The following is a 17,844-nucleotide window of genomic DNA, read 5'->3' as shown; positions in this document are numbered from 1 at the left end:
AATGGTTTTAATACAGGCAGTTGAAGGCGTGTTAACACTTATTTTAATGGGATTGGTTGGGTATGTGTTAGCATATAAAAAATGGTTTACTCCAGATACAAAAGCGATTATTCCGAAGCTGGTGAATTATGTTTCCTTGCCCTTATTTTTACTATACAGCTTAGTCCATGCTTTTCATCGTGATGAGTTAATCCATTTAGTATATGGTGCTCTTGTGCCGCTTATTTCGATGATTATTTGCTTTATCTTGAGTCTATTGCTCGGTAAATTGCTGCATATCAATAAAAAACATATCGGTATATTCCATGCAGCCTTTACGACATCAAATTCTATTTTTATTGGATTACCGGTGACTTTAGCGCTTTTTGGTGAAAAAGCTATACCCTATACTTTACTGTATTTTTTTGCGAATACGACATTTTTTTGGACGATTGGTAATTATTCACTAAGTGGAGATTCAGGACAGGCAAAAGTAAAATTATTTAGTCGTTCCACAGTAAAACGAATTTTTTCTGGACCGATTATCGGTTTTTTGACAGCTGTTATACTCATTTTGTTAAACATTCAGCTGCCAGATTTTATTTTAAATGCCGCGCAATATTTAGGCAATATGACAACGCCGCTGGCACTGATTTTGATCGGGATAACGTTGTATGGTATGGACTTAAAAAAGATTCGTTTGAATCGGGATTTGCTCTGGGTATTGTTGGGACGTTTTGTTATTAGCCCCCTAAGTATCATGCTGGTTGCGTATTTTATTCCACTTCCGGCACTCATGTATAAAGTGTTTGTCATCATGGCGTCTTTACCGGCAATGGTACAAATTGTCGTTTTGTCGAGTTTTTATAAGACGGATACAGAATATGCGACGGTGGTTGTTTCAGCGAGTACCCTGTTATCCATTGTGACAATCCCCATTTTTATGTTATTGTTATCATAATTTACAGTTTGATGATTGAGGTATAGGCAATTTCTTTCAAGCAGCCGAGTTTTAAAAATTTTATTATATAAAAAGTCCAGCTAAATGATGTGCATTAGCTGGACTTTTCTGTATGTTTTTATCTTGTGCCAATCAGAATAACTTTGTTTTCGGGTGAATATGTATCCGTATGCAAAAGCTCACGGTCTATTTCTTGCCCGTTTTGCAGCTTGAGGCGATAGGCAGATACAGTATACCCTGTTTTGCCGCTGTCGACGGTGATACGCCGTCCAGTTGGCAACGTTTTATCATAGTTGAATGTAATGGATGGTGGTGTCGTTTTATCGACTATTGACTGTAAGCTGATTTTATAAAGACTGAAATCTTCATGATTACCGGCTATGTAAATCGATAATGTTCCTTGGTTGACTTGCGTAATAATATAGATGGGATATTTTAAAGTGTTTTGAAATTTAAAATCAAGCAGATGATCCGCAACAGTAGCATCAAGCCCCATGGGAACATAAGCAGATGGATAAAAATGAGAAGTGCGCTCAACAGATTTTAAATTAGCTAATAAAATGGCATTGTATAATGTAGAACTCACCTGGCAGACGCCCCCGCCAATATCTGGGACGGATTTTCCATCAATCAAAACAGGCGCCTCCTGATATCCAGATTCAGCGAGACGAAGCCCTGTTAAAGCATTAAATGAAGTGATTTCATCTGGCTTACTGATAACATGATTCAGGCTTGCCGCAGCAATCCGAATATTCTCACTGCGATTATAGTTGCCATTGTTGAATTTAGTTGAATAGGAACTTAGTATGGTGTCAATGCTCTTTAAATCATTGGTGGTTATTCGTGGGGGCGATTCAGTCAAGGTTAGTTGTATGGATTTCGGCAAATCCACCGTAGTAATGAAATTTTTGAGGTCATCGGCAACTTCATCAATTGGTAGAACTTGACCGAGTACTTCGGGGGTAATTAGCAGTTCGCCTTTTGCACTGAGATTGCATTCCGCATTTTTACTGGGATGATCTGTTTTTTTTGCTATATTTCGTAGGATTGTTTTCAACTTTGCTTCATCATAACTCACAGTAACAGGCAGCTCTTTGCCATTGATCGCGCTGTCCGCACGGTCAATGAACCCCTGAAGTATATTTTTATTACGACCAATTAGATAAGCTTCATTGACGGTAGCATTCATATCAATCTTAAAATCAATATCCTGCGGGTGGATTGACCAGGACTGATCTTGATAGCTCAACTGTACCAGTTCTGATGTTTCGGTTATTTTTGCATAGGCTTGCTTTAGCTTTTCCAGTGCCGCTTCTTTGCTGAGTCCACTGAGTGGTACATTATTCACACTTATTCCATAGCTGATGCGGCTTGAATTTATTAAGACGAGAGCAGATGTGAGTATGGAGATCGTAGAAAAAACAAGGATGATGCTAAAAAAAAGCAGAATCATGGTTTGGCGTTTCGATAGATTAAACTTTTTTAGAAAAATACAAAGTCCTCCCTTTACGCATTGTTAAGCAGAAAGCCCCTGCGTGAATCAGCAGGGGCTTTTTAGTAGAATACGTTTATTGCACATTCATGGAAAGCTCAACAAATTTATTTGCCAATTTTGCTTTCTGCAATACTTCTTCGGTGATATCCGCACCAGATTCGACAATCACAATGCCATTATCGGTTGTAATGCGGCGGCCAGCTTTTTTGCCGAGTAGAAAACGGCGATGTCTTTCTTCGGCGGCTTTATTATCAGCACTTGATTTAGCAGGTTCTGCTTCATGTTTTATCGTTTCAGCAGGTTTTTTTTCTGATTCTGCTGCTGGTTCTGGTACTATTGGTGCAGCAACTTCAGTGGCTGGAGCGACTTCGACTTTTTCGGCCGGTTTTGTTTCTATTTTACCAAGTTCAGTTTTTTTTTCTGTACCGACGAGTTTTGTGCCTTTTTCAGGTACTTTACTGTCAATAATAGTAACTTGTTTACCAAAAATCGACACTTGATCGGCGGTGATTTCTTTTACTTCACCAGCATTGTCAGGATGTTCGGCATTGATTTCGCATTTTGCGATTCGTCCATCATCATCAATAAATATTTCCGTAACTTTACCTTGGATGCTGCCGGATTTTGTGATGGCTTTTGTATCGATTACACGGACATTTGCATCCAGCAAAGGTTCATATTCAGTAGCCTCATTTAGTTTTAAGATATTTTCACTGCTGATAATCGTGATAGCATCATCACCAATTGCGATGACGGATTCATAAGGTAATAGTTTGACCCCGCGATACCAATCTTCATCTTCAATAATTAATGCTGAGACGCGGCCATTTTGCGCATCCATCAACAGGGATTTACTAATACCGAGCTCACGACCTTCGGTGATACTGATAATGGGTAAACCTAAAATTTCTACACTTTTTTTCATGAATCGTCCTCCTAGTTATTATAGTGCCTGTTCTTTTTTTGTTCCTCTTGGAGCGTCATTTCAATTTCCTGCATAATGTTTTTTGGAATTTGACTAAATGGTGTTTTAAAACAATTATGTTTGTTTAGAATCACTTTTATGATACGTAGATAATCAATATTCATTTGAAAATTTTCTTTCACTACGTTATCGACTGAAACTGCAGGTAAGGTAAATGCTTTTGCATAAATAGCAAGTGCCTCATCATAAGAACCGATGTTTTTATAAATGTTGCCTAACTCGATAATGATAAAAGGTGCATAGCTGTCCCTGCTGTATTTATGTAAAGTCTTTTGAAATGCTGCAATAGCGATTGAATAATTATGCCGCGTGTTTTGTGCATAAGCATAATCAAGCAGGGCATCTAAAGAAGTAAGTTTTTGCAGTACAGTATCTAGTTCAGCTAGCTTGTGTTTTTCTATATCGGCTTTGATTTGTTCCTGCACTGTCACCGGAATAAGTGCGGGCAGGTTATTCGTGGCTTTTGCTAAAGTTTCCTGCATGATTGGTGCTGTAGAGCTAAGCCCTTCATCAACTTGAGACCATTCCACAGTAACAAGTTCATCAGGTGTTTCCGTAATATACTGATTCAAATCAGGTTCTTCACCTGTAAGATTTGCAAATGCAAATGGGATAATGGGTGGTGGTACAGTTTCGGTACCTGCGTGATTAACATCTTCCTTGGTAATGGGTGCGATGTCGGTACTGCTGCACTTAGTTAACATGCTGGAATCACTCCGCAGCGTTAACTTCTCATTATAAAATGTTACAGCGCAGGCAGAAAGCAGCACTGCAGAAAAAATAAAAATCAAATGAGAAAACGTTAAATAAGAAGAGATTGAAAGTGTGATGATATTTACCGCAAATGCACAAACAGCACAAAGCAGTAAAGGCTTGAATTTTAGCTGTAAACCAAAATAATTGGTGGTTTTAAAAATTACCAATACGCTAATCAGCATTACGACAAGTGTAATCATCATGAAATTCATTCACATCACCATAATTTCTGAATTTATTCTACATTAAGATGTATAGATGATTTATTTATAAACACAATTTTACATAAAAACTTATAACTATATAATATTATCAACATTAAAATATGTATACAAGGTTTTTCAATTCGACAAAATTAATAAAAATCCTGTAATTTTTCTAAATAATCCAATAGTTTTTTGCAGTTTTTATCGATATTTTAATATTATACACTATTTTTGCCTGCTTTTTTAGTAACAAAAAAAATAATTGATTTTTCAGGCATAGTCAGGATTTTTTTTATCAAGTATAATAGTAAGGATATCTGTTTTATTGAAAGAGAAGGAAGCTGAAAGTATGCTGTTTGAAAAAGAAGCAATCATTCATTATGAAAGTGGAATCCATGCCAGAGTTGCAGCTATGATTGTCCAAAAATCGCATGAACTCTATGAAAAATATGCCTGTAAAATTTATTTGCGCAGTGAACATAGTCAGCGGGTTGAGATGCGCAGTCTTATGATGTTGATTGCTCTGAAAATCAATAATGGCGATTCTGTCTTTGTGTCGGCGGAAGGCGAAAATAGAGAAGAAGCTGTTTTGGCGATGGTGATATTTCTTGAAGGGGATTTTATGGTTCAGACACCGGGCGAGCTTCGCGAAGTAGATCGTCTATTGCATGAAAATGCTTTGATGCAGGAACGGCTGCAACTAATATTAGAGGCAGTGCAGGATGGAATTTGTGTTGTTGATAAAACTGGTGCAGTTACCTATGTAAATCCATCTTATTTACGGATTCTACATAAAACAGAAGAGATGGTGATTGGTGAAAATGTCTATGAGGTAGCACCAAACGGGAATCGGGCGAATGTTTTAAAAACAGGGGTTGCCCGTATTGGCAGCCTCAGTCATAAGAAAGACGGTACAACCATTGTCGCCAATGTAAATCCAATTTTTGTGGATGGAGAAATATCTGGGGTTGTATCCGTTATAAAAAATATTACAGAAGTTCAAACTTTGATAGAAAAATTAAATCAAATGTCAGCGAAAGCGGAATATCTGGAACAGGAGCTCTTACGAACCAAAAAAATGGGCAAAGCCTTTACAAATTATATTGGTCGCAGCGGTCGTGTTGTCGATGTGCTTGCTATGGCATCAAAAGCTGCTGCCAGCAGTGCCACGGTACTGGTTCGTGGTGAAAGCGGGACGGGTAAGGAATTGGTTGCGGAAGGAATACATTATGCAAGTACGCGGCGTAAGGGGCCTTTTATTCGTGTGAACTGCGGTGCGATTCCGTCGACGTTGTTGGAATCAGAACTTTTTGGCCACGAGAAAGGTGCATTTACCGGAGCTGTTAAACGTAAATTAGGCAAATTTGAATTGGCGAATAACGGGACGATTTTTCTTGATGAAATCGGGGAGATGGATAAAAACATGCAGGTAAAACTTCTGCGGGCACTACAGCAGCGAGAATTTGATCGTGTTGGCGGTGAAACAACGGTAAAGGTTGATGTACGGATTATTGCGGCAACGAACCGAAATTTGGAAGATATGGTTCGTGAGGGAACCTTTCGAGATGATCTATATTACCGTCTTAATGTTATCCCGCTTTTTTTACCGGCATTGCGTGAACGGGTAGAAGATATCCCCTTGCTCGCAGAACATTTTGTCAATAAAATCAGTTTGCAAAATCACAAACACATTCAAGGCGTCACGGCTGCGGCTATGGAGGTTCTGATGGCCTATAAATGGCCGGGGAATGTTAGAGAACTGGAAAATATCATTGAACGGGTTATTACGTTGACGGATTCTGATTTTATTGAAATTGAGCACCTGCCATCCTATATCACTGGTGAAGCTGTTGTGAAACAAATGAAAAGTTTTGCTTTTGATGCAGTACTGCCGTGGGAAGAGTATGAAAAACAAATAATCAGCAATGCTCTAAAAAAGTGTGGTAGTTTCAATGCAGCCGGAAAAATGTTGAAATTAACGCATAAAACGGTCGCAGCAAAAGCTAGAAAGTATGGGTTGATATAATTTACCATGGTAATTTATATCAAGATATAGTAAAAAGTATCAAGTAAACACCTAAATCTGATACTTTTTACTATAGCGTAAAATAAAAATATTTTCATAAAATTCAAAATTTACAATTTTGTTACACTATTTTTAAAATAAAATGATATTTTAGGGGCTGTGTGTAACTTAATTCGTCTAAAAACTCATGTGATTAAAGTTGGCACGATACTTGCAATAATATATAACGGCTTGTACTTACATAAAATAAAGTGATTTTTTATCATAGAGATCGTTATTTTGTTAGTGAAAGCAGGGAAACAAACGTCTAGTTGTCGAATGTATTTAATGTTGATTTTCAATTAGACGGTTGTCTATGTGAGATCTAAATAAAAAATGAATGGGGATTTTAATTATGGAACAAAAAGTAATCATCAGCAACAAAGCAGGTATTCATGCACGTCCAGCATCAATGCTCGTACAGGCAGCTACCAAATTCAAATCTAAAATAAAATTAACTGCAAAAGGTAAAACGGTTGATGCAAAAAGCATTCTTATGATTATGAGCATGGGCCTTGTAAATGGTACAGAAGTTGTTATCAGTGCTGAAGGCGACGATGCGGATAAAGCAGTAACTACTTTAAAAGATTTAGTAAATTCAAAATTCGGTGAAGAATAATAAACAAGAGGAGGACCCAGGAAATGCCAGAAGTTTTACGTGGAAAAGGTGTTATTTCTGGAATTGCAATTGGCAAAATTTTGCTTGTCGGACAGAATATCGATGGGTATTTAGCCGATTATAAACCAGAAAGCAAAGATGCCGAACTTGCAAAGGTTGAAAAAGCACTGCAGGCGGTTACTGAGATTTTACAGAAAAATGTGAAAACATTACAGGAAAGAGACATGCCGGAACAGGCAGCTATTATGGAAGCGCATCGTATGATGGCGCAAGATCCAATGATGGAAGATTCCATGAAAAGCAAAGTCGAAGAATTTGGTTCAGCACCTCGTGCTGTTCTTGCGGCTGCTGAAGAGTCCGCTGCAATGTTTGAACGTATGGATGATGCCTATTTTCGTGAACGCGCTGTTGATATCCGCGATGTTTGTAAACGCATTGCCAAATATATTTTAGGCGTAAAAGAGCCGGAACTTGGTGCAGCGGCGGTTATTCTTTGTGGTAACGAAATTGAACCATCGGTTATTGCCAATATTCCAACTGAAAAAATTGCTGGCGTTATTTTAGGTCAAGGCAGTACTACTTGTCATGCTGTTATTATTGCGAAAGCTCGTGCGATTGCTACGGTGGTTGGCTTGGGTGAACGCGTGGATATAATCAAAGATGGTGATTCCGTTTTACTTGATGGTGAAACGGGTGAAATTATTATTTCACCAACGGAAGATATGATCACTTCCTATAAAGAAAAAATGCAAAAACAATCGGAAATTAAAGCATATTATGCGAAACTTGCACCGCTTCCAGCTGAAACTACCGATGGAGTTCGTGTAGAGCTAATGGCTAATATTGGAACCCATATGGATGTGGAAAGTGCCCTTGCGTATGGCTGCGAAGGTGTTGGGTTGTTCCGTTCAGAATTTGTGTTCATGGGACGTCAGAATATCCCAACCGAAGAAGATCAGTTTAAAACCTACAAAGAAGCTGTGGAAAAATGCAATGGCAATCTTTGTGTTATTCGTACCATGGATATTGGTGGAGATAAACCATTAGCTTATCTGGAAATACCAAAAGAAGAAAATCCGTTTCTTGGCTGGCGGGCTATTCGAATTAGCTTACAGAGACGTGATTTGTTTATGCCACAGTTGAAAGCGATTTTACGTGCGGGTGTTTATGGTAAAGCAGCAATTATGCTTCCAATGGTTATTAATGTTGCTGAAATTAAGCAAGTAAAAGAACTCATCGAACAGGCAAAAATAGAGCTTGCTCATGAAGAAAAAGCCTTTTCCAACAATGTTCAGCTCGGTATTATGGTGGAAACGCCAGCCGCTGCTGTTATGGCACCGATGTTGGCAAAACATGTTGACTTTTTCAGTATAGGTACGAATGATTTGGTACAATATACGCTTGCTGTCGATCGTGTAAATCACAATGTAAGCTATTTGTATAATCATTTCAATCCAGCAGTACTTAACTTGATCCAAACGACGATTAAAGCAGCACGCGATAATGGTATTTGGGCTGGGATGTGCGGTGAAATGGCTAGTGATCCATATGCAGCTGTTATCTTAATGGCTATGGGGATCAATGAACTTAGCATGAGTGCACCGTCGATTCCAAAAGTAAAAGATAAGATTCGTTCAGTTACCTTTACGAAAGCAAAAGCAACGCTTGATGCCATTATGAAAATGGAAGATGGCGACGCAATTAAAGAATACTTATATAAAAGTTTATAAAATATTCAATATTTCAACGAAGAGATGGCAGGTGCTTTGCGCCTGCCATCTCTTTTGTTATTAAATTTTTGTATAATTATTCTGTCTTTGCATAATTGTATTGTATACTTGGATGCTTGAAGAATAAATGTACAAAGACAATGGATTTTTCTTTGTATATTTGTTATTATTGTAATTAGTGAACTCATGAATGAATTTTATATAAATTCAATGTGGTGATTATTTTCACTTATGCATAGGGATAGGGGAGGAAAGCTGAATGAAGTCCGAAATTACGATTAAGTCGGTAAGGTGTAAGGGGTGTGGCATTTGCGTCGCCTTTTGTCCGAAAAAAGTTTTGGGAATCAATCTTTTAGGAAAAGTTCAAGTTATTGATGGTGAAGCTTGTATTGCTTGTGGTCAGTGTGAATTGCGTTGCCCAGATTATGCGATTTTTGTAGATAAGAAGGTGGAATTATGAGTGAAGCAAGACTGATTCAAGGAAATGAAGCTTGTGCCCAAGGAGCATTGGCTGCTGGTGTACGCTTTTTTGGCGGCTATCCTATTACACCTTCCACAGAGATTGCCGAAACGATGGCACAAAAACTGCCAGGCTTAGGCGGTAAGTTTATTCAAATGGAAGATGAAATTGCCAGCATGGGTGTTGTTTTGGGAGCGGTACTCGCTGGACAAAAAGCACTTACGGCAACCTCCGGCCCAGGGTTTTCACTTAAGCAAGAGCTGATTGGTTATGCTGCTTGTGCAGAGATTCCAATTGTTATTGTGAATGTGCAGCGTGTGGGCCCGTCTACGGGTCAGCCAACTTCACCATCTCAAGGCGATGTTATGCAGGCACGTTGGGGAACACATGGTGATCATCCTATGATTGCACTTTCACCGTGGACGGTTCGTGAAGCATTTGATGCTACCATTTTAGCAGTCAATTATTCCGAACGTTTCAGAACGCCTGTTATTGTATTGATGGATGAAATTGTGGGTCATCTGCGAGAAAAAGTAGTTTTGCCAGAAGTAAAGGATATTGAAATTTACCCACGGCGTGTACCTAAAACAACTAGAGCACAAGGGTATGAACCGTATCGCCCTGACGAAGATATGGTCCCAAATGTTGCGGATTTTGGACAAGGCTATCATATCCATGTGACGGGACTAATTCATGACGAAACTGGTTTTCCATCCGGCAGCCCGAAGGTAACGGAAGATGCCATCCGCCGCATGCATGAAAAAATCATGCATGTGCAAGATGAAATTACCCATTTTGAAGAATTTTTCATGGAAGATGCGCAGTATGCAGTTGTTGCCTATGGCGGAACGGCTCGTACGGCATATGAAGCAGTCCGTACGGCACGTGATCAAGGTTTGAAAGTCGGAATGGTTCGGTTGATGACAATCTGGCCGTTTGCTGATAAAATTATCAAAAAAACAGCGAAACAGGTCAAAGCGATTCTGGTACCAGAACTTAATTATGGACAGCTGGTTGGCGAAGTAGAACGTGCTGCAGGCGGCAATGCTCGTGTCAAACTTTTGGCGAAATATAATACGGAGATTTTTACACCGCAGGAACTGGTCAATGCTATTGAAAATCTTTGTGCGGGGGTTGATGAATAATGCTTGAAAGATCATACGAAAAATATTTTAGACAAAATCGTTTACCACATTTATGGTGTCCTGGCTGTGGCAATGGTACGGCTATGAAATCCATCGTGCAGGCGATTGAAGCGAAAAATCTTGATCAAGACAAAACGATTATTGTGTCGGGTATTGGCTGCTCATCGAGAGCTTCCGGCTATATGAATTTTGATACACTCCACACGGCACATGGCAGGGCAATTCCTTTTGCTACTGGGATTAAATTAGCGAATCCTGAACTTAATGTTGTTGTTATTACCGGTGATGGTGACTGTACGGCTATCGGTGGTAATCACTTTATCCATGGTGCAAGACGTAATGTTGATTTAACGGTTATTATGTTTAATAATCACATTTATGGTATGACGGGTGGGCAGGCTTCCCCAATGACACCGCTTCATAAAAAAGCGACGACAGCTCCATACGGAACCGTTGACCGTCCATTTGATGCTTGTCATCTTGCGGAAGCTGCTGGCGCTACCTATGTAGCACGCAGTACAGCTTTTCATGTAAAACATCTTTCTGATATGATTGCTGCTGGTTTTGATAACAAAGGATTTTCCTTTATTGAAGCGGTTGTTCAATGTCCGACTGCATTTGGTCGTAAGAATAAGATGGGAGATGCACCGGATATGATGAAATGGATGCGAGATACAGCCGTGATGAAAGCGGCTTGGGATAAACTGCCGGACGATAAAAGAGAAGGAAAATTCCCGATTGGTTTATTCTATCAAGCTGATTTTGTTGAATATACGACAGCTTACCAAGAAGTTATTGATGTGGCAGGGGGTGCAAAATAATGGCGCAAATAAGATTGTCAGGTTCAGGGGGACAGGGTGTTATTACTGCGGCTATTATTTTAGCGGAGGCAGTAGTGCGCGAAGGTAAAGAAGCAGTGCAGTCGCAGTCTTATGGTCCGGAAGCACGCGGTGGTGCTTCGAAAGCGGAAGTTATTATTTCAGATCAGCCGATATATCATCCTAAAGTTTTAGTGCCGGAATTGGTGTTGGCACTTACGCAGGCGGCAGCTGATAAATATTCTAAGGATTTAGCGGTGGGGGGGACTCTGGTGATTGATACAGACCTGGTACCGAATCCCCCGAATTTCCCTAATATTATATCGATTCCGATAACAAAACTTGCGGTTGATAAAATAGGAAAATCTTTATTTGCGAATATTGTAGCACTGGGTGCACTTGTTAAAATCACGGAATTGGTAGACTTTGAAACAATAAAAAAAGCAGTTGCCCAGCGTGTACCGCCGGCTACAATTGATCGTAATATGCAGGCACTCCAAGTTGGTTACGATGCTGTAACAAAATAAGAGCAATTTTATCCTATATAAGTTGCATTAGATATTTCCCCTTCCTGGCAGCTTGATAGGCTAGCTGTAATTTATTTAATGTATTTATATTATAGATAAGAATCAATGTTTTCAAAAATAAATGTTGAAATAGCTGTAAAAGTATTTCAACATTTTATTTTTTTTGTTCTTTTATGATTTGCTGGCATTGTACGATTTTTTTAGTATAATATACTTAGTATCGGATAGTGTACATAAGGAGCGACATATATGGAAATTTTTAAAAATGATTGGGCAGAGCTTTTATCGGAAGAACTAAAGCTGCCATATTATCTAAAATTACGTGAATTTCTTATTCATGAATACAAAACGCAGAACATATATCCAGGAGTGTATGATATATTTAATGCACTTCATTATACGAGTTATCAAAAAACAAAAGTAGTGATTTTAGGACAGGATCCTTATCACGGACCCAAGCAGGCACATGGCTTGAGCTTTTCCGTGCAGCCAGGGGTTGAACCACCGCCATCGCTGCTGAATATATTTAAAGAACTCAAAACCGATTTAAACTGTTCACTACCCAATAATGGCTGCTTGCAGCCATGGGCTGAGCAGGGGGTACTTCTTTTGAATACAGTTCTTACGGTTCGGGCTCATCAGGCCAATTCACATCATGATGCAGGCTGGGAAACTTTTACGGACAAAATAATTTCTTTATTAAATGAGCGAGAAAAACCACTGGTATTTATTTTGTGGGGTTCACCAGCGCGCAAGAAAAAAGCAATGATTACCAATCCAAATCATTTCATTTTGGAAGCACCGCATCCAAGTCCACTTTCGGCTCATCGAGGCTTTTTTGGCAGTCGCCCATTTTCTAAAACGAATGCGTTTCTGGAACAAACAGGACAAACTGCTATTGATTGGCAGCTGCCAAATATTTAAAAGATTTTTTCACAAAAAAAGAGCATCCCGGGGAAAAATTCCAGGATGCTCTTTTGCAATATCTATTTAATTTGAATCAGATCTTCGCGATGCAGTCTTGGTTCCATATCGCCTTTAACAGAAATTTGACCTGGCATGTTATTGTCACCATTGAAAACGATGGTGCAATGACCTTCATCGCGGAGGTTCTTATTTGCATCTTCACCAACGGATGTTATGCTGAAAGCGTGTTTGCCCCAAACTAAAGTATCACCAGCGACAATATCTTCTTTCAGTTCGGCTTTTGTATGTGCAACGACCATTTCAGCTAAATTTGGGCGTATACCTTCATCCAGGATAATGATACTTTTATTGCTTTCTAAAAAATTTCTTGCGAGGTTACCAATTGAGGTAATACTAGCTTCGTATTTCATTCAATCTAATCTCCTTATATAATATAAAATCCACTATCTAATATTATAGCAGATAGTGGATCAAATGATAGATTCTTTTATAAAATCCCCGCCATTTTGAGTAGATATTTGGCGTTTGTTGTTTGACATTGACCTGGTTTTAGTTTGTAATCAAAATGGATTTCATTGTCGGTGTAATATTCTTCGAAATGATAGTTCGTGATGGGGATATGTTCCGATTCAGCAAGGCGGCAGAGTTCGAAATCATGAGTTGATACAAAAGTAATACTCCAGGGATTTGTTAACTTTCGGATTGTCTCTGCAGCACCGATGATGCGATCTGCAGAATTTGTACCTTTGAATATTTCATCAATTAAAATGAGCATAGGCTGATGGCTTTTGCTGAATTCAACCATGCCTTTTATGCGAAGCAGTTCTGCATAAAAGGTAGAAATTCCTTTAGAAATATCATCTTCGATACGCATGGAGGTGAAAATATTCATCGGAGATACCGTAAAAGATTTCGCACAAACAGGAGCTCCGGCATAGGCTAGGACACTACTGATACCAATGCTTCGTAAAAATGTTGTTTTGCCGGACATATTAGACCCCGTTATAATACAGGTCGTGGCATTGATTTCAAGCGAATTCGCAATGGCAGAGCTTTCTTCCAGCAAGACATGTGAAAGATCGACAGCTTGGACGATCGGTGATGCTGAGTCTGTGATTGTCGGAAAAACATAATTTTCCTTAATATGGCAGAGTACTGCGAGGCTTAAAGTCAATTCGAATTCGCCTAATGTATCGAGCCAAACTCTTACATCTTGTGCCGTATGCTGCTTCCATTTTGTGAAATGAAGAGCACAGTGGAAATCCCAGAGGAGCAATGTATTGGCGAGAAAATAAAAAAATAAGTTACCACGCATTTTTGCACATTCACTGATCCTATATAATTTGCGAATTTTTTTGCAGGCGCCGCCGTCTTTTGTGAGCTTGGTTTGCAATTCTTGTAACGGTGATGTGAAGGCTGCTTTTTCGATCGTATGAAAAATTTGTTCATACATTTTCAGTTGTTGATCAAATGAAGAAAGTGGTGCGAGAAAACTGCTATTTTTTCCATAAAAAAAACCTGAAAGGGAAAATTGAACGAATAAAAAGATCAAGCCTATCTGCCATGAAAATATGCCAAGTTCTCCGCAAACTAAACTTAAGACCGTCAGGATAGGCAGAACTGAAATGAAAAACTTTAAGACTGGTCCGGCATAAGCTTCGGTTGCTTCGATTTGGTTTAGAAATTTTTCACTGTCAGCAAGGGTAGATTGTTTTGCTGGTAAAAGATTAAGCAAGACTTGCAAATCAATTGATAAGTCTTGCTTTCTAGCAAGGTCTGACACGGATTGCTGTCGCCTTTTTATACTTGTTGGGGTCTGCGGTGCATCAAGCAAAGCATGCGATAATTTTTGTTTGCCATATGCTGTATAGGCAGCGCAGATATACTGGTAGAGTGAGGCACTTCCTAAAAGATCCAAGTCTTTCGCTTGCGTTGTATATTCGGTCAAATATTCTTTGCCATTTTCGGTAAAAGCATGCCAGTTTTTCGAAAAACGATCGAGGTATTGCTTTAAAACGGTTTGACGACTTTTTAGCAGTCGCTGTGTATTTTTTAATTTTTGCTGGCTTTTGATTAAATATACAAAATACCCCAAACAAAGCATTGCTAAAAAATAACACAGCCGGTTTTGCTGATCATAACCAAAAGCCCAGATGATAATCATGCTGCAAAAAGCAGCAAATCGTAAGAATGTGATTCGATTGATGCGATCAAGACAAACTTTTTCGTCTAGATGTGCTTTTGCTAAACTGTTTTTAAAATAGTCGATTTTCATACAAAGTCTCCTCGATTTCAGTATACTTTTCCTGAATTATTTAATTATACCATAAAGTAAAATTGTATGAATCATAAATAGTTTCAGATTTTTGCTCGTTGTGCTTGAGCTTATAGACAGGCTTGTTGTTGAAGCTTATAATATATATATGGTTACTGAGAAATAATATTAGGAGACATGATATATATGAGTTTGAAACCAGAAATCAGAGTGAAAATCCAGGGACAAATCGATGAACTAAAAAAACGTATGCAATATGATGCAAATGATCTCGATTATGAAACGCATTTACATATGATGCGTGATTTGCAAAGAGTTTTGGATAAAAAATAGAGGGTTCCTTTCTTTTTGCGAATAGGCTTTATGTCCCTAAACGGAATGCAGTTCGCGCAAAAACGATAAATCATGATATAATATATACAGTATGTAAAAAGAATTCATAGTTTTGCATTGTATGGATATGGAGCGTGATTTAGATGAGGTCAAAGTTCGATTTTCTTAAAACAGGTTCTTTTACAGGCATAGATACAACGGATGATACAGTTCCTTTTTCAGCGGAACAAGTAATTGATCATCGTTATCGGATTTTAGAGTATTTGGGCAAAGGGGCATTAGGGCGTGTTTACAAGGCCGAATTTATTCCAATGAAAAAGATTTTTGCGGTGAAAGTATTTAAAAATGGTGAACAAACACCATTAGCATTAGATATATATCGCCGTTTATCCCAGCTTAAACATCGCAATATTGTCCGCGTGGAACGACCTGACTGGATTGCTAACGGAAAATTGGGTGTGCTGCCGATGGAATATCTGTTTGGAAAAACAATGGCGGATATTTTGGAAAATTCTATACAAACGATTGACTGGACTGTGAAAAAACATTGGATTACATCACTATTGTCAGTCGTTGTTTATTTGCAAAAACAGCCTGAACCCGTCATTCACGCTAAAATAACACCAGCTAATATTATCGTTGATTTGGAGAATGAACCGGTTTTATTAGATTTTAGCCTGAATACTGTTCTTGATATAGATGCACAAAAAACGGAGTATTTGCAATATTTATCACCCGAGAGCCGTGATGGGGAAATGAACTTGGCAACGGATTGTTTTTCGGTGGGACTCATTGCATATGGCATCTTATCAAATGGAAAATTCCCATTCCAAGCTGGTTTAGTGGATGAGCGCCAGCAACTTATTCCATTAGAACATTTTCGTGGTGATTTGCCAGTGGCAATTGCACAATGGGCTGACAAAGCTTGTACTTTAAAACTGGCAGATCGATTTCAAAATATGAGCGAAATGGAAACAGCATTTAACTTAGCTTGTAATGAAGCTGGATTATAAAAATAGCAAAACCCCATTGGTCTTTAAAGCCAAGGGGGTTTTACTATTTTTACAAATTGGTTAGTCAGAGAGTTCTGTGAGCTGCGGTGCAGTGTGATTATTGATGCAGTCAGCAGTGATCACTACACTACGATGTTCATTGCTCTTTGGAATATCGAACATGATATCGAGCATCACATCTTCAATAATACCTTTCAGACTACGTGCACCGGTTTTTCGTTCAATTGCTTTTTTGGCTACGGCCCGCAGGGCATCTTCACTGAATGTAAGCTCAACGTTATCCATACGAAGCAATTTCTCATATTGTTTGATTGGTGCATTTTTAGGTTCCGTTAAAATGCGCAGCAGAGCAGCTTCATCTAAAGTTTCAAGAGTACAAATAATCGGCAGACGCCCTAATATTTCGGGGATAATGCCATATTTCATCAAATCTTCCGGTCGAACTTGATGGATGAGCTCATCGTATTTTGGCTTATTGGCACTGCTTTTTACTTTAGCACCAAAACCTATATTGGTGTCGGTTTGCTGGATACGTTTAGCAATGGTCTTATCGATACCAATAAAAGCACCGCCAACGATAAATAAAATGTTTTTCGTGTCCACTTTAATCGTTGGTGCTTCCGGATGTTTGCGCTGACCTCTGGCCGTAAACTCAACGATGCTGCCTTCCAGCATTTTTAAAAGTGCTTGCTGCACACCTTCGTGACCGGGATCAGCGGTAATGGAATTATTGATACCGGATTTTCGAGCAATTTTATCAAATTCATCAAGATATATGATGCCATGCTCGGCTTTGTCAATATTTTTGTCGGCCGCATAATAAAGATTGCGTACAGCTACTTCTACGTCAGCACCAACAAAGCCTGCTTCTGTTAGGCTTGATGCGTCCGTTACGGCGAAGGGAATATCCAGTAGTTTTGCTAAATGGAGCAGCATTGCTGTTTTACCACAGCCGGATGGACCAAGCATGATAACATTTGATTTTTCAATTTCAACACCGTCAATGTCTTTATTATAGCCATAACGCATGCGTTTGTAATGATTATAGACAGCAACAGCCAGGATTTTTTTTGCTTTATCTTGATTAATGATATATTCATCAAGGTATTCCTTGATGTTATGGGGTTTGTTATGGGCGATAATTTCATCAAGTTCGACCGAAAAGTTTTGTTTTTCCGTTTGCTTTTGTTTTGTATCTACTTCCGAGATAAAGTGATAAATTTCTCGAATGCAGGAGTTACAAATTGCAAAACCCGTCTGCGGGTCAAAAATCGGCATGTCGTATTGATCTTTAATCGTAATGGTCTTTTTGCAAAAACTGCATTGATGTTTGACCGGATCTACGGTCGTGGTCGTATTTTTAGCCATGTATGTATACATCCTTTCGTTGTAGGGGTTCATTTGTTTAAAATTTTATAAGACGAATTAAAGAATTTGGCGCTATACCCCCATAATCATTTGATTCGCTATGTTATATACTATTATAAAGTATCCTAAAGGATATGAGAAGAAATTTCAAATGTAAATAAAAAACAGCAGTAAGCAAATGC

17 protein-coding genes are annotated in these 17,844 nt (G+C 38.7%); 11 read left to right on the top strand and 6 right to left on the bottom strand.

The window, feature by feature from the left end; all coding sequences use genetic code 11:
- Window position 1: 1 nt before the first annotated feature.
- Entirely contained in the window at window positions 2–940 is a 939-nt protein-coding gene (locus F606_RS0110725; protein ID WP_019553885.1) for an AEC family transporter, read from the top strand.
- Window positions 941–1,058: 118 nt separating this feature from the next.
- Here the strand turns inward: F606_RS0110725 and F606_RS0110720 are convergent, their stop codons facing one another.
- The 3 genes from F606_RS0110720 to F606_RS0110710 form a co-directional block, all read right to left on the bottom strand.
- Complete coding sequence (locus tag F606_RS0110720; RefSeq protein ID WP_019553884.1) at window positions 1,059–2,288, bottom strand: VanW family protein; 1,230 nt, start codon at window positions 2,286–2,288, stop codon at window positions 1,059–1,061.
- Between the two features lie 220 nt (window positions 2,289–2,508).
- Window positions 2,509–3,360: a PRC-barrel domain-containing protein gene (locus F606_RS0110715; protein ID WP_019553883.1), complete on the bottom strand. Its 852-nt coding sequence runs from the start codon at window positions 3,358–3,360 to the stop codon at window positions 2,509–2,511.
- A gap of 11 nt (window positions 3,361–3,371) precedes the next feature.
- Window positions 3,372–4,379, bottom strand: a complete 1,008-nt coding sequence (locus F606_RS0110710; protein WP_211210060.1) for a tetratricopeptide repeat protein — start codon at window positions 4,377–4,379, stop codon at window positions 3,372–3,374.
- Window positions 4,380–4,731: 352 nt separating this feature from the next.
- Between F606_RS0110710 and F606_RS0110705 the strand changes: the two genes are divergently transcribed.
- From F606_RS0110705 to F606_RS0110670, 8 genes are all read left to right on the top strand, one after another.
- Window positions 4,732–6,408: an HPr family phosphocarrier protein gene (locus F606_RS0110705; RefSeq protein ID WP_019553881.1), complete on the top strand. Its 1,677-nt coding sequence runs from the start codon at window positions 4,732–4,734 to the stop codon at window positions 6,406–6,408.
- 394 nt (window positions 6,409–6,802) lie between these two features.
- Window positions 6,803–7,066: an HPr family phosphocarrier protein gene (locus tag F606_RS0110700; protein WP_019553880.1), complete on the top strand. Its 264-nt coding sequence runs from the start codon at window positions 6,803–6,805 to the stop codon at window positions 7,064–7,066.
- Between the two features lie 23 nt (window positions 7,067–7,089).
- The gene (gene ptsP, locus F606_RS0110695; protein WP_019553879.1) at window positions 7,090–8,796 is read left to right on the top strand and encodes a phosphoenolpyruvate--protein phosphotransferase; all 1,707 of its coding nucleotides are present in this window, start codon (window positions 7,090–7,092) and stop codon (window positions 8,794–8,796) included.
- Window positions 8,797–9,055: 259 nt separating this feature from the next.
- Window positions 9,056–9,256: a 4Fe-4S dicluster domain-containing protein gene (locus F606_RS0110690; protein ID WP_019553878.1), complete on the top strand. Its 201-nt coding sequence runs from the start codon at window positions 9,056–9,058 to the stop codon at window positions 9,254–9,256.
- Window positions 9,253–10,401 (top strand): 2-oxoacid:acceptor oxidoreductase subunit alpha, encoded by a 1,149-nt coding sequence (locus F606_RS0110685; protein WP_019553877.1) that lies wholly within the window; start codon window positions 9,253–9,255, stop codon window positions 10,399–10,401. The genes F606_RS0110690 and F606_RS0110685 overlap by 4 nt, the downstream gene beginning before the upstream one ends.
- Window positions 10,401–11,222 carry a 2-oxoacid:ferredoxin oxidoreductase subunit beta gene (locus tag F606_RS0110680; protein WP_019553876.1) on the top strand — a complete coding sequence of 274 codons (822 nt, stop codon included), beginning with the start codon at window positions 10,401–10,403 and terminating at the stop codon, window positions 11,220–11,222. Before F606_RS0110685 ends, F606_RS0110680 begins: the two co-directional genes overlap by 1 nt.
- On the top strand, window positions 11,219–11,746 hold the full coding sequence (locus tag F606_RS0110675) for a 2-oxoacid:acceptor oxidoreductase family protein (RefSeq protein WP_026329348.1): 528 nt from the start codon (window positions 11,219–11,221) through the stop codon (window positions 11,744–11,746). Before F606_RS0110680 ends, F606_RS0110675 begins: the two co-directional genes overlap by 4 nt.
- A 249-nt stretch (window positions 11,747–11,995) precedes the next feature.
- Window positions 11,996–12,670, top strand: a complete 675-nt coding sequence (locus F606_RS0110670) for a uracil-DNA glycosylase (RefSeq protein WP_019553874.1) — start codon at window positions 11,996–11,998, stop codon at window positions 12,668–12,670.
- A 62-nt stretch (window positions 12,671–12,732) separates the two neighbouring features.
- On the opposite strand, the gene F606_RS0110665 is transcribed toward F606_RS0110670, so the two are convergent.
- Together F606_RS0110665 and F606_RS0110660 are read right to left on the bottom strand one after the other, a co-directional pair.
- Entirely contained in the window at window positions 12,733–13,083 is a 351-nt protein-coding gene (locus F606_RS0110665; protein ID WP_019553873.1) for a PTS glucitol/sorbitol transporter subunit IIA, read from the bottom strand.
- 77 nt (window positions 13,084–13,160) lie between these two features.
- The gene (locus F606_RS0110660) at window positions 13,161–14,948 is read right to left on the bottom strand and encodes a MutS family DNA mismatch repair protein (protein WP_019553872.1); all 1,788 of its coding nucleotides are present in this window, start codon (window positions 14,946–14,948) and stop codon (window positions 13,161–13,163) included.
- Window positions 14,949–15,134: 186 nt separating this feature from the next.
- Between F606_RS0110660 and F606_RS0110655 the strand changes: the two genes are divergently transcribed.
- Both F606_RS0110655 and F606_RS0110650 read left to right on the top strand, forming a co-directional pair.
- Window positions 15,135–15,281 carry a hypothetical protein gene (locus F606_RS0110655; RefSeq protein ID WP_019553871.1) on the top strand — a complete coding sequence of 49 codons (147 nt, stop codon included), beginning with the start codon at window positions 15,135–15,137 and terminating at the stop codon, window positions 15,279–15,281.
- Window positions 15,282–15,424: 143 nt separating this feature from the next.
- Entirely contained in the window at window positions 15,425–16,294 is an 870-nt protein-coding gene (locus F606_RS0110650) for a serine/threonine protein kinase (RefSeq protein ID WP_019553870.1), read from the top strand.
- 60 nt (window positions 16,295–16,354) lie between these two features.
- Here F606_RS0110650 and clpX read toward each other — a convergent pair whose 3' ends face one another.
- Window positions 16,355–17,662: an ATP-dependent Clp protease ATP-binding subunit ClpX gene (gene clpX, locus F606_RS0110645; RefSeq protein ID WP_019553869.1), complete on the bottom strand. Its 1,308-nt coding sequence runs from the start codon at window positions 17,660–17,662 to the stop codon at window positions 16,355–16,357.
- Window positions 17,663–17,844 lie beyond the last annotated feature (182 nt).

This window comes from Propionispira raffinosivorans DSM 20765 (assembly GCF_000381065.1).
Lineage (GTDB): Bacteria > Bacillota > Negativicutes > Selenomonadales > Selenomonadaceae > Propionispira > Propionispira raffinosivorans.
This window is presented reverse-complemented; position numbering and strand designations above follow the sequence as displayed.